Raw genomic sequence first — 12,718 nt, 5'->3', positions numbered from 1 at the left:
CGCCAAGGGCGGGCGCCGCCTCGGCACCGGACCGCGGCTTGCGCGGGCGGCGCTTGGTGGACGAGGGCGCCGCGCCGTAGCCGACCAGGTTGGCCTGGCGCCCCCCCGACTCGGCAGCCTGGGCAGCCTCGGCCGCCTCGGCGGGCTCGGCCGGGGCGGCGGCGGGCTCCGAGGAGGCAGCCGCGTCCCCCGCACCCGGCTGGGTGTCCACCGAGATGATCGCGGTGCCCACGTCCACCGTCGAGCCCTCGCCGAAGCGCACCTCGTGCACCACACCGTCGAACGGAATCGGCAGTTCGACCGCCGCCTTCGCGGTCTCGACCTCACACACCACCTGGCCGTCGGCGACCCTGTCGCCCGGCGCCACGTACCACTTGAGGATCTCCGCCTCGGTGAGCCCTTCGCCCACATCGGGCATCTTGAACTCACGGAAGCGCTGATCGGTTGCAGTCATGGTCACGACTCTCCTCAAGCCCTTCAGTACGCCAACGCGCGGTCTACGGCGTCGAGCACCCGGTCGAGGCCCGGGAGGTATTCGTCCTCCAGCCGCGACGGCGGGTACGGGGTGTGGAAACCGCCGACCCGCAGCACCGGGGCCTCAAGGTGATAGAAGCACCTCTCGGTGATCCGCGCGGCGATCTCCGCGCCGGTGCCCAGGAAGACCGGTGCCTCATGGACGACGACCAGCCGGCGGGTCTTCTCGACGGACCGCTGAAGGGTGTCGAAGTCGATCGGCGACATCGACCGCAGGTCCACGACCTCGAGCGACTTGCCCTCCTCGGCAGCCGCGCCGGCGGCGTCGAGCGCGACCTTGACCATGGGGCCGTACGCCGCGAGCGTCAGATCGGTCCCGGCCCGTGCCACCCGCGCGGCGTGCAGCGGGTCGGGGATCGCGGCCGTGTCGACCTCGGACTTGTCGTGGTAGCGGCGCTTGGGCTCGAAGTAGATCACCGGGTCGTCGCTGTCGATGGCCTGCTGCAGCATCCAGTACGCGTCGGACGCGTTGGAGGGCGAGACCACCTTCAACCCGGCGACATGCGCGAACAGCGCCTCGGGCGATTCGCTGTGGTGCTCGACCGCGCCGATGCCGCCGCCGTACGGGATCCGGATGACGACCGGCAGCTTGACCTTGCCCAGCGACCGGGCGTGCATCTTGGCGAGCTGCGTGACGATCTGGTCGTACGCGGGGAAGACGAACCCGTCGAACTGGATCTCCGCCACCGGGCGGTAGCCGCGCAGCGCCAGCCCGATCGCGGTGCCGACGATCCCGGACTCGGCGAGCGGGGTGTCGATGACCCGGTCCTCGCCGAAGTCCTTCTGGAGGCCGTCGGTGATGCGGAAGACCCCGCCGAGCTTGCCGACGTCCTCGCCCATGATCACGACCTTGGGGTCGTTCTCGAGCGCCTTGCGCAGCGAGGCGTTGATCGCTTTGGAGAGCGACATCTTCTGGGCTGCCATGTCAGTTGCCCTCCTCTGCGGAGACGAACGAAGCCTGGTACTCGGCGAACTGGGCCCGCTCCTCGTCGACGAGCGGATGCCCGTCGGCGTAGATGTGCTCGAAGAGCGCCATGTCGTCGGGGTCGGGCATGGCCCGTACGGAGTCGCGCACCCGCTTGGCGAGCGCGTCGCTCTCCTTCTCGAGATCGGCGAAGAAGGCGTCGTCCGCCAGGCCCTGGGCGGTCAGATAGGTGCGCAGCCGCGAGATCGGGTCCTTGGTCTCCCACAGCTCCCGCTCCTCGGCCCGGCGGTAGCGGGTCGGGTCGTCGGAGGTGGTGTGGGCGCCCATCCGGTAGGTGAACGCCTCGATGAGCATGGGGCCCTGGCCGGTGCGGGCGCGCTCCAGCGCGGCCTTGGTGACCGCGAGGCAGGCCAGCACGTCGTTGCCGTCGACCCGTACGCCCGGGAAGCCGTAGCCCTGGGCGCGCTGGTAGAGCGGGACGCGGGTCTGCCGCTCGGTGGGCTCGGAGATGGCCCACTGGTTGTTCTGGCAGAAGAAGACCACCGGGGCGTTGTAGACCGCGGCGAAGGTGAACGCCTCGGCGACATCGCCCTGGCTGGAGGCCCCGTCCCCGAAGTAGGCCAGGACCGCGGAGTCCGCGCCGTCCTTGGCCACGCCCATCGCATAGCCGGTCGCGTGCAGCGTCTGCGAGCCGATGACGATGGTGTAGAGGTGGAAGTTGTTGCTGTTGGGGTCCCAGCCGCCGTGGTTCACGCCGCGGAACATGCCCAGCAGATTCACCGGGTCCACGCCACGGCACCAGGCGACGCCGTGCTCGCGGTAGGTGGGGAAGACGTAGTCGTCGTCCTGAAGGGCCCGGCCGGAGCCGATCTGGGCGGCCTCCTGGCCCAGCAGCGAGGCCCAAAGACCCAGCTCGCCCTGGCGCTGCAGCGTGGTGGCCTCACCGTCGAAGCGCCGGGTCAGCACCATGTCGCGGTACATGGCGCGCAGCTCGTCGGGGGTGGGGTCCAGGGAGTACTCGGGGTGCTCGACCCGCTCGCCCTCCGGGGTCAGCAGCTGGACGAGCTCGGGCTGGTCGGCCGTCCGCCGCTTGGCGCTGGTGCGCTTGGCTCCGCTACGGCGCGGTTTGCGCGCTGCAGTGCTCTCCACGGTCACGTGTGCTCCTCCGTCTGTCCGGCCCCCGGGATCCGCCGGCGGCCAGTTGCGGCTCGCTCGCTCGACGACAGCGCACGGGGTGGGTGCGCCGAAGACCGACCGGGCGTGACAGGTATCCCGGCGGCTGGCCCTGCAAAGGGCACGTTACCCAGTGGGTCGCATCTCTGCGTAACCCCCTCTGACCTGCAATTTTGCTTGGATTTCCAAGTAAATCACGCAGAAGTGGAACAATCACTGGTCACAGCCCCGCAGCCCGCCGGAACAACGGCACGTTATCTCCCCGGCCAACGGCGCGGAAAGACATTGAAAGACTTAAGAAGACCCTCAGAAGACGCAGTGTGTGAGACTGGATTCGTGCGCGAAGAAGGAAAAATCAGCATTTTCCTACTCGACGACCATGAAATCCTACGCCGCGGTCTTCATGACCTCCTCTCGGGCGAGCCGGACATGGTCGTGGTCGGCGAGGCGGGCACCGTGGCCGAGGCCCTGGCCGGCATCCCCGCGGCGCACCCTGAAGTCGCCCTGCTGGATCTGCGGCTGCCGGACGGCAGCGGTGTCGAGGTCTGCCGGGAGATCCGTGCCCACCATCCGGACATCAAGTGCGTGATGCTCACCTCCTTCGCCGATGACGCGGCCCTCATCGACGCGATCATGGCGGGCGCGTACGGCTATGTCCTCAAGGACGTCGGAAGCGGCGAACTGCTCAGGGCGGTACGGGACGTGGCCGCGGGCCGCTCCCTGCTCGACCCGGCCGCCACGGCCCGGCTGCTGGAGCGGATGCGCACAGACGCCGAGACCGGCACAGACACTGCGGCGGGCGCGGGTGAACTGGGTGACGACCGGAGCGCCGATCTCACCGTGCAGGAGCGCCGGATCCTCCTGCTGATCGGGGAAGGGCTGACCAATCGCGCGATCGGCGAACGGCTGCATCTGGCCGAGAAGACGATCAAGAATTATGTCTCCGGGCTGCTGGCCAAGCTCGGCATGGAGCGCCGCTCGCAGGCCGCCGCGTACGTGGCACGGCTCCAGGCCCAGGCGCAGGCACATGCCCCGCCGCCCTCTCAGGCGCAGCCGCAGGCGCGGGATCAGGAGCGGGCCCGTGCCGCGGCCGAGGAGCGAAAGACCCAGCCGCAGAAGCACTGAGCGGACCCCCGAGTCAACTCGCGCCGTACCGCCCGCGCCCGTTGATCTAACATCTGGCGCGTGCCGCGCTCACATGTAACCTCCGCCGAGAAGACCGCTCCCGACGGGGAAACCCTGAGCGCGCTGTTGCGCCGCTACGACGGCCCCGGCGAGGCGGTGTCCTGCGAGCGCGTCGCCGAGGGACTGCTCAACCGCGGCTACCGGCTGGCCACCACCCGCGGTCGGTTCTTCCTCAAGCACCACTTGGACGGGGACCGCGCCACCATCGACCACCAGCACCGCGTGACCAAGCAACTGGAAGAGCTCGGGGTGCCCGTCGCCCCGGCCGTCCCCGACGCCGACGGCCATACCGTCGCGGTCATCGGCGGCCGCTGCTACGCCCTGCACCCCTGGGTCGACGGACGGCACCGGGCCGGCGGCGAGCTGACCGCCGCCCAGTCGTCGCGGCTCGGCGGGCTGCTCGGACGCGTCCACACCTGCCTGGAGCAGGTCGTGGTGGCCCGCGCGGCGGACCGCCAGCCCCCCGAGGCCTCGGCCGACCCCGAGTACACCTTCGCGCTCATCGACCGGCTGCTCACCCTCACCCGCGGCCGCCGCCGGCGCGACCCCTTCGACGAACTCGCCGAGCACCGCCTGGTCGAACGGCGCGCGCTGCTGGAGCGGCATGCCCACCGCCGCCCGGAGGCCGACGCCATCCCGGCCACCGGCTGGGTCCATGGCGACTTCCACCCGCTGAATCTCCTCTACCGCGATACGGAACCCGCCGCGATCGTCGACTGGGACCGGCTCGGGGTGCAGCCCCGCGCCGAGGAGGCGGTCCGCGCCGCCGCGATCTTCTTCGTACGGCCCGGCGGCCCGCTGGAGCTGGACAAGGTGCGCCCGTACGCGCGGGCGTACCGCCGTGCGACGGGCGCCGGGGCCGCCGAGATGGCGGCGGCCGTGCACCGGGTGTGGTGGGAACGGCTCAACGACTTCTGGATGCTGCGCTGGCGCTACCAGGACGGCGACCGGCGCGCCGATCCGCTGTTCCCCGCGGCGGCGGCCCTGGCGGTGTGGTGGACGCGGGAGTACGAGGCGGTCCGCGATGCCTTCTGTGGCTGAGTCGCTTTAAACAGCGGGACAACTTAAACAGCGGGACAACGCGCGACGGGGCGCGCCTACGCGTAGGCGCGCCCCGTCGGAGGACCAGTGAGCCCGTCAGCCGGTGACCCCGGGGTCGGCCGGATCGGTCGGGTCGACGGTCGGATCCGTCGTGGGCGGAGTCGTCGTCGGGGTGGTCGGATCGTCGGTCGGAGTCGTCTCGTCGTCCGTCGGCTGGTCGGTGGGTGGGTCCGTCTCCGTGTCCGTCGGGGGATTGGTCGTGGGCTCGGTGTACGTCGGCGAGGACGGCTCCGCGCTGCCGGGGTAGCCGCCGCCGGTGTCCCCGGAGGTCTCCGTGGGCGAGCTCGTCTCCGTCTGCTCGTCCGTCGGCTTCTCGGTCGGGTCCTTGGTGTGGGACTGCGAGGTCGACGTCTCCGGCTTGCCCGGCTGCTTCCCGCCGCCCTTGTCGCGGCCGAAGTCCATGGCGAACGCGACTCCGGCCGCGATGGCGATCACCGCGAGCACGGCCAGCAGCCACAGCTTGCCGCGGCCACCGCGGCCGCCGGAGCCGTCGTCGTACCCGCCGTCGTAGCCACCGGAAGCATCGTCGTGGTGCCGACCTCCCAGGATCGGCTGCTGGGCGGTGTTGCCGTGCCCGGGGTGGGGCAGGGCGGTGGTGCCGGCCATGCCCATGGCGCCCGTGGAGCCACCCAGATGCTGGGTGACCGGGCCGGTGTTCCAGGTGCCGGTGTGGCCGCCCGCGTCGATCAGCATCTGCAGCGCGTACTGCGCCAGGCCGCGCATCTCCTCGGCGCTCTGGAACCGGTCGTCCGGGTCCTTGGCCAGCGAGCGCATCACGAGCCCGTCGAGCTCCGGCGGCACCACACCGCCCGAGACCTCCGACGGCGGCACCGGCATGTCCTGAACATGCTGGTAGACCACCGACAGCGGGGTCTCGCCGACGAACGGCGGGCGCAGCGCCAGCAGCTCATAGAGCAGACAGCCGGTGGCGTACAGATCGGAGCGGTGGTCGACGGCCTTGCCGAGGGCCTGCTCCGGCGAGAGGTACTGCGGGGTGCCCATGACCATGCCGGTCTGGGTCATGGTGGAGGCGGCCCCGTGCAGGGCGCGGGCGATGCCGAAGTCCATCACCTTGACGGCGCCGCTGTGGGTGATGATCACGTTGGCCGGCTTGATGTCGCGGTGCACGATGCCGTGCTGATGGCTGTAGGCCAGCGCCTCCAGCACCCCCGAGACGATGATCAGCGCCTGGTCCGGCGGCGGCGCCTCGGCGTTGACCAGAAGATCGCGGATCGTACGGCCCTCGACCAGCTCCATGACGATGTACGGCACAGTGCTTTGAATGGATCCAGGCTGGCCGACGATGTCCTCGCCGGAGTCGTAGACCGCGACGACGGCGTGGTGGTTGAGCCCGGCGACCGACTGGGCCTCGCGGGTGAAGCGGGCCTTGGAGACCGGGTCCTCCGCCAGATCGGCGCGGAGCAGCTTCACCGCGACCGTACGGCCGAGCCGCACGTCCTCGGCGGCGAACACCTCGGCCATACCCCCGCGGCCGAGCCGGCCGGTGAGTCGGTAGCGTCCGTCGCCGACCAGTCCACCGTTACCCCACGCCTCCGGGGAGTCCGACATTCCGGACCCGGTGGCGTCAGGTTCGGAGGGCCCCTGGGCGCTCTGGGTCTGTGCCATCGGTCCTCGCCGTCTGATCTGGGGTGGGGGTCTGTCGTGATCGCCCCGCTCGCGGGCGGTACGGTTTCCTGCTAGGGCACGCTACAGGGTCCGTGCCACTCGCCGGTTCCTGATGGACCGGCCATCCAACCTGTTGTAGGTGAGGCCATGCAAATCGCGTGACGGGTTCTTGCACATCCGGTCACGGAACGGGCACGTCGCTTGACGTGTCCGCGGCCTGGGGCAGACTGGGCCAGGGTATCGACTACAAGAAGATCAACAGCAGAACGTGCGCGTCAAGATAGTGAGTGCGCCGAGGGGGACGTAAGAAATGAGCCAGCAGGGCGCACCAGGCCGCTACGAAGGGAAGTCGCTCGCCGGCGGCCGCTATCAACTGCGGGACCTGCTCGGCGAGGGCGGTATGGCCTCCGTCCACCTGGCCTACGACAGCGTCCTCGACCGCCAGGTAGCGATCAAGACCCTGCACACCGAACTGGGCCGCGAGCAGTCCTTTCGCGAGCGCTTCCGCCGCGAGGCCCAGTCGGTCGCCAAGCTGAGCCACACCAACATCGTCTCGGTCTTCGACACCGGCGAGGACACGATCGACGGCTCCGTGATGCCGTACATCGTCATGGAGTATGTCGAGGGCCAGCCGCTGCGCGCCGTCCTCGACGCCGATGCCCGGCAGTTCGGCGCGATGCCCACGGAAAAAGCGCTGAAAATCACCGCCGACGTGCTGGCCGCGCTGGAGATCAGCCACGAGATGGGGCTGGTCCACCGCGACATCAAGCCCGGTAACGTGATGATGACCAAGCGTAATGTGGTCAAAGTCATGGACTTCGGCATCGCCCGCGCCATGCAGTCGGGCGTGACCTCCATGACCCAGACCGGCATGGTCGTCGGCACCCCGCAGTACCTCTCGCCCGAGCAGGCCCTCGGCCGGGGCGTGGACGCCCGCAGCGACCTGTACTCCGTCGGCATCATGCTCTTCGAGCTGCTGACGGGCCGGCTGCCGTTCGACGCCGACTCGCCGCTCGCCATCGCGTACGCGCATGTCCAGGAGGAGCCGGTCGCTCCCTCCACGATCAACCAGTCCATCCCCCCGGCGGTGGACGCGCTGGTCGCCCGCGCCCTGAAGAAGAACCCGAACGAGCGGTTCCCCACCGCCGAGGCCATGCGCGACGAATGCGACCGCGTCTCGCGCACCGGCCAGACCGGCGCCTCCCCGATCATCATCAGCGGCGGCCCGCCCGCCCGCAGCGGCTCCGGCGTGGGCTCGGCCGTCTTCCCGCCGGTCAGCCAGCAGCCCCCCGGCCCGGGCATGGGGAGCGTCCAGACCCCGTACCAGCCGCAGTCCTCCGGCGGATTCGGCGGCTTCGGCCCCTCCACCCCGCCGCCGTCCGCCCAGCCGATGCCCCAGCAGGGCTACAACACCCCGGCGCCCGCTCCGACCCCGGCCCCGACCCCCGCGCCGTACGCGCAGGGCGGGGCCAACACCCCGCCGCCGTACACCGTCTCGCCCGCCTCGGCCCCGGCCTCGGGCGGCGGCCAGGGCGGTGACAACGGCAACAAGCGCGTGATCATCGGCTCGGCGGTCGTCGCGGCGATCGCGGTCATCGCCGTGGTCCTGGTGATCGCCCTCAGCGGCGGCGGGTCCGACGACGGGGGGCAGGCGCGCGACGACGGCAAGGACACCAAGACCGCCACGGCGTCCTCGACTCCGTCCGGGTTCCGCGAGGGCGACAAGACCAAGGTCATCAACCCGGAGAAGTGCAAGGACGCCTCGGAGTCGTACGAGCAGAAGGGCGCCTACAACGTGCCCGACTTCCAGAACCTCTACATCGACTCGGTGAAGAAGTGCATCCGGGACGCGGGCTGGAAGTACCGCGTGACCACCGAGGACGAGAACCTGTGGGGCAAGGGCACCGTCCTCAACTACACGTACCGCAACTACGAGCCGTACGACCCGGACACCGACACCATCGAGCTGACGGTCTCCACGGGGCTGCCGGGCTGAGCCCGCCCGCTTCCGTTCTCAGGTTCTTCGCGCAGTCGCAGGGGCCCGGCATCCGCCGGGCCCCTTTCCGCATCACAGTGTTGTGAAGCCCGTACGCCAGGTGGGGTGGAGCGGCCGCCAACCGAGGCGACGGGCAAGGGTGTTGTCGGCCCCGCGCTCCCAGCCCGCCCGGCCGCCGTCCACAGCGGGGGCGGGTGCCGGCGCGCCCACCGCGGCCGCGAACGCCGGCAGCCACGCGCGGGCCGGCGCCGGTTCGTCGTCCACGACGTTGACCGTGCCGCTCGGCCAGCCCAGCGCGGCCACCGCGGCACGGGCGGCGTCCTCGACATGGACGAACGAGCTGACCGCGTCGCCCGCCACCGCCGGGCCGATCAGCGCCGCCACCGGACCCCCCGCCGCCTGCTCGCCCCGCAGCGCGGCCTCCAGCGGCCCGCCCCGCGCGTACCAGGTCCCGGGGCCGTAGAAGGTCCCGTATCTCAGTACGACATGCGTCTCGATCTCCGCCGCCGTCTCCTCCAGCGCCCGCAGACTGCCGACCATCCCGGCCCGCGGCGGCTCCGCCGCCGTATCGAGCGGGGTGGACTCGTCGGCCGGGGCGTCGCCGGGCGCGTAGGCCCAGGAGATCGACTGGGCGACGATACGCGTCACCCCGGCGCGTTTGGCGGCGTCGACGAGGTGACGGGTGCCCGCCCTGCGGATCCGCCCGTTCGCGGCGCGGTCGCCGTGCGCCAGGTCGGTCAGCTGGTGGACGACCGCCTCGGGGGCGGCGGCAGCGACCGCCCGGTGCACGCTGTCGGCGTCGAAGACATCGACGCGTACGGCCGAGGCCCCCTGCGCGCGCAGCCGCTCCGCCCCCTGCGGGGTGCGCGTACCGCCGGTCACCTCGTGTCCCGCCGCGACGAGAAGCGGGACGAGGCGGCGGCCGACGGCGCCTGTGGCTCCCGCGACGAAGATGCGCATGGTGGCGGACCTCTCTCGCGGCGGGCCGCCCCGGAGGACTCAGGATGTCCTCCGGGGCGGCCCGCCGTAGGTAAAAGGGTCGGTCGATGGCTATGGCTATGGATCGGTTGACAGCTAAGGGTCGGCTGACGGCTAAGGGTCGGCTGACGGCTAAAGGTACGGGCCAGAACGGGCCCCGCCGTGTTGCGGCCCGCCCTCCCCGTCCTCGCCGCCGAGACCCGGCGGCAGGGCCCGGCGCATCTGCTCCAGCTGGGCACGCGCCGCCATCTGCTGGGCGAACAGCGTCGTCTGAATGCCGTGGAACAAGCCCTCGAGCCAGCCGACCAGCTGGGCCTGGGCGATCCGCAGCTCGGCCTCGGTCGGGACCGCGTCATCGGTGAAGGGGAGGGAAAGACGCTCCAACTCGCCGATCAGCTCCGGCGCGAGGCCGTCCTCCAGCTCCTTCACCGAGCTGGCGTGGATCTCCTTGAGACGGACCCGGCTGGCCTCGTCGAGAGGCGCCGCCCGGACTTCCTCCAGAAGCTGCTTGATCATGCTGCCGATGCGCATGACCTTGGCCGGCTGTTCGACCATGTCCGTCACGGGAACCTCGCGCGACTCGTCGTCACCGCCGCCGCCAGAGGTGGCGCTCCCGAGGGCCATGCCGTCCGGGCCGACGACCAGGACGTGCGGGCTCTCCTGCGATCGTTCGTTCATCGGCTGGTTCATAACCCCCATTGTTCCGCACGAGCACCCGTACGGAGGGGGAGGGTGGTCAGGATCAGGCACCGTTCTCCGGCGCCTTCGGCAACCGTCGTGGCTGCTGTGGTCCTTCTGACGGCAACCTCACTTGCAGTCCTTCTGACGGCAACCTCACTGACGGCGCAGCGGCAACCTCACTGACGGCGCAGCCGCAGCCCGAGGAACGCCAGCCCCAGGCCGAGCCCCATCAGGGCCAGGCCGGTGCCCAGCGGCAGCACGCGCAGCGTCCGCCCGGTGGGCACGGCGTCGGTCCGCGCGGCGTCGGCGGGGTCGTACGCGTCCTCGTACGAACCCTGCGGCCCCTGCGTCGGTGTCCTCTGGCCCTGCTTGCGCTGGCCTTCTCGCGGCTCCCCCGCGCCCTCTCCGGCCCTCCGCGAGGGCGCGGGCCCGACCGACGCGGGGGGCGGTGCGGCATCGGGCTCATCGGTGCGCCCGGGATGCGCCCGGCCCTCTCCGGCGCGGGTCCCGGCCAGCTCGTCGTTGTCGTCGGCACGCGCCACGACGGGTACGGCCGGCAGCGCCACACCGGCCATCACCAGCACCGCCGGCAGCGTGCGCAGCCTACGAAGCGCAGGTCTCACGGTCGTCACCCTCCCGTGCCGAGCCGTCGCATGACGGTTTCAGCGTCACACGACGGCATGGGCACGGCACCCGGGGCCGCCCAGGATTAGACCGTCCAGCCGCCTCAGACCGTCAGCAGCACCTTGCCGATATGGCCGCTCTGCTCGAGCACGCGGTGCGCCTCGGCCGCTTCGCGCATCGGGATCGTACGGTCGACGATCGGGCGCACCCGGCCGCTCTCGACGAGCGGCCAGACGTGCTCGCGCACCGCCGCGACGATCGCCGCCTTCTCCGCGAGGGGGCGGGCGCGCAGGCTGGTGACCATCACGGCGCCGCGCTTGGCCAGCAGCGCGCCGAGGTTCAGCTCGGCCTTCGCCCCGCCCTGCAGACCGATGATCGCCAGCCGTCCGTTGGTGGCGAGCGCCGCCACGTTCCGCGCGAGGTACTTCGCGCCGACGATGTCGAGGATCACATCAGCTCCGGCGCCCTCGGTGGCCGTGCGCACCTCCTCGACGAAGTCCTGCTCGTGGTAGTCGATCGGGATGTCGGCGCCCAGCTCACGGCAGGCCGCCAGCTTCTCCGCGCTGCCCGCCGTGACCGCGACCCGCGCGCCGACCGCCTTCGCGAGCTGGATCGCCATGGTGCCGATGCCGCTGGAGCCGCCGTGCACCAGCAGAGTCTCGCCCGGCCGGAGGTGGGAGAGCATGAAGACGTTGGACCAGACGGTCGCGGCCACCTCGGGGAGGCCGGCCGCGGTGACCAGGTCGAGGCCGGGGGGCACGGGCAGCACCTGCCCCGCGGGCACGGCCACCTTCTCGGCGTAACCGCCGCCCGCGAGCAGCGCGCACACCTCGTCGCCCACCGCCCAGCCGCTGACGCCGGGGCCCAGCGCCGCGATCCGGCCCGAGCACTCCAGGCCGGGGTGGTCGGGGGCGCCCGGGGGCGGCGGATAGTGGCCCTGGCGCTGCAGCAGATCGGCGCGGTTCACGCCGGCGGCCGCGATATCGACCAGGACTTCGCCCTCGCCGGGTACGGGATCGGGGACCTCCGCCCACACGAGGGCGTCGGGGCCGCCGGGTTCGGGGATGGTGATCGCATACATGGCGGGGAGGCTACTCCTCAAGTTGCGGGCCAGGCGGTGGACCAGGGCAGGTCCAGGATCTCGACCTCACTCCCCCGGTCCGCGCCGCCGGGCGGGATGACGGCCAGGCCGTCCGCGACGGCGACGCCGCGCAGCATGGCCGGGCCGTTGAAGCGGAGCGGACGCGCCTCGTCGCCCCGGAAGACCACCGGGACCAGGCGGGTGTCGCGCGGATGGCCGTGGACGGCGGCGGTCAGCGGGGCCGGACAGGGGGTGGGCGTCGGGCGGCCCGTCAGCGTCCGCAGCAGCGGCTCGGCGAGGGTCAGCAGACCGGAGACGGCGGCCAGCGGATTGCCGGGCAGCCCCACGAGGTGCTTGTCCGGGGCCAGGCGGGCCAGCAGCATCGGGTGGCCGGGGCGCACCGCCACCCCGTCGACCAGCAGCTCGGCGTCCAGTCGGCGCAGCGTGGGGTGGACGTGGTCGACGGGTCCCGCGGCCGTGCCGCCGGTGGTCAGGACGACATCGGCGGGGGAACCGGCCACGGCCTCGTACAGCGCCTCCGCGTCGTCCGCCAATCGGCGGGTCGCCAGCGGCTCGGCGCCGAGCGCGCGCAGCCAGGGGGCGAGCATCGGGCCGAGCGCGTCGCGGATGCGGCCGTCGTGGGGGAGGCCCTGCCGCAGCAGCTCGTCGCCGAGGACGAGGATTTCGACGCGGGGCCGGGGCACGGTCGGCAGCTCGTCGTATCCGGCGGCGGCGGCCAGACCCAGTATCACGGGGGTGATCAGGGCGCCCGCGGGGAGCAGCAGATCGCCGCTGCGGCACTCCTGGCCGCGGG

Annotated in this window: 11 protein-coding genes and 1 pseudogene; 3 read left to right on the top strand and 9 right to left on the bottom strand. The window is 71.7% G+C overall.

From position 1 onward, the window contains the following. The 3 genes from CCN51_RS37415 to pdhA all read right to left on the bottom strand — a co-directional run. A partial coding sequence (locus CCN51_RS37415) for a biotin/lipoyl-containing protein (RefSeq protein WP_342749408.1) occupies positions 1 to 454 on the bottom strand: 454 nt, incomplete at its 3' end. Positions 455 to 477: 23 nt separating this feature from the next. Then, positions 478 to 1,458: an alpha-ketoacid dehydrogenase subunit beta gene (locus tag CCN51_RS37410; RefSeq protein ID WP_014178028.1), complete on the bottom strand. Its 981-nt coding sequence runs from the start codon at positions 1,456 to 1,458 to the stop codon at positions 478 to 480. Position 1,459: 1 nt separating this feature from the next. Then, the gene (gene pdhA / locus CCN51_RS37405) at positions 1,460 to 2,614 is read right to left on the bottom strand and encodes a pyruvate dehydrogenase (acetyl-transferring) E1 component subunit alpha (protein ID WP_014178027.1); all 1,155 of its coding nucleotides are present in this window, start codon (positions 2,612 to 2,614) and stop codon (positions 1,460 to 1,462) included. Positions 2,615 to 2,968: 354 nt separating this feature from the next. On the opposite strand from pdhA, the pseudogene CCN51_RS37400 reads away from it, so the two are divergent. After that, positions 2,969 to 3,649: pseudogene (locus tag CCN51_RS37400) on the top strand (response regulator); the annotation flags it as partial. Between the two features lie 168 nt (positions 3,650 to 3,817). Then, positions 3,818 to 4,858: a phosphotransferase gene (locus CCN51_RS37395; protein ID WP_014178025.1), complete on the top strand. Its 1,041-nt coding sequence runs from the start codon at positions 3,818 to 3,820 to the stop codon at positions 4,856 to 4,858. A gap of 96 nt (positions 4,859 to 4,954) precedes the next feature. Here CCN51_RS37395 and CCN51_RS37390 read toward each other — a convergent pair whose 3' ends face one another. Continuing rightward, entirely contained in the window at positions 4,955 to 6,544 is a 1,590-nt protein-coding gene (locus CCN51_RS37390) for a protein kinase domain-containing protein (RefSeq protein WP_014178024.1), read from the bottom strand. Positions 6,545 to 6,854: 310 nt separating this feature from the next. On the opposite strand from CCN51_RS37390, the gene CCN51_RS37385 reads away from it, so the two are divergent. Continuing rightward, on the top strand, positions 6,855 to 8,540 hold the full coding sequence (locus CCN51_RS37385; protein WP_014178023.1) for a protein kinase domain-containing protein: 1,686 nt from the start codon (positions 6,855 to 6,857) through the stop codon (positions 8,538 to 8,540). 72 nt (positions 8,541 to 8,612) lie between these two features. On the opposite strand, the gene CCN51_RS37380 is transcribed toward CCN51_RS37385, so the two are convergent. The 5 genes from CCN51_RS37380 to CCN51_RS37360 all read right to left on the bottom strand — a co-directional run. Further along, positions 8,613 to 9,500 carry an NAD-dependent epimerase/dehydratase family protein gene (locus CCN51_RS37380; RefSeq protein WP_014178022.1) on the bottom strand — a complete coding sequence of 296 codons (888 nt, stop codon included), beginning with the start codon at positions 9,498 to 9,500 and terminating at the stop codon, positions 8,613 to 8,615. 150 nt (positions 9,501 to 9,650) lie between these two features. Then, positions 9,651 to 10,208 carry a bacterial proteasome activator family protein gene (locus CCN51_RS37375; RefSeq protein ID WP_193383735.1) on the bottom strand — a complete coding sequence of 186 codons (558 nt, stop codon included), beginning with the start codon at positions 10,206 to 10,208 and terminating at the stop codon, positions 9,651 to 9,653. 167 nt (positions 10,209 to 10,375) lie between these two features. After that, the gene (locus CCN51_RS37370) at positions 10,376 to 10,822 is read right to left on the bottom strand and encodes a hypothetical protein (RefSeq protein ID WP_143676000.1); all 447 of its coding nucleotides are present in this window, start codon (positions 10,820 to 10,822) and stop codon (positions 10,376 to 10,378) included. Positions 10,823 to 10,926: 104 nt separating this feature from the next. Continuing rightward, a complete protein-coding gene (locus tag CCN51_RS37365; protein ID WP_014178019.1) occupies positions 10,927 to 11,904 on the bottom strand; it encodes an NAD(P)H-quinone oxidoreductase in 978 nt (325 codons plus the stop codon). Positions 11,905 to 11,921: 17 nt separating this feature from the next. Then, the coding region (locus CCN51_RS37360; RefSeq protein WP_245881750.1) for a molybdopterin molybdotransferase MoeA at positions 11,922 to 12,718 on the bottom strand (797 nt) is incomplete at its 5' end.

The sequence above is a fragment of the Streptomyces milbemycinicus genome (genome assembly GCF_002154605.1).
Lineage (GTDB): Bacteria > Actinomycetota > Actinomycetes > Streptomycetales > Streptomycetaceae > Streptomyces > Streptomyces milbemycinicus.
This window is presented reverse-complemented; position numbering and strand designations above follow the sequence as displayed.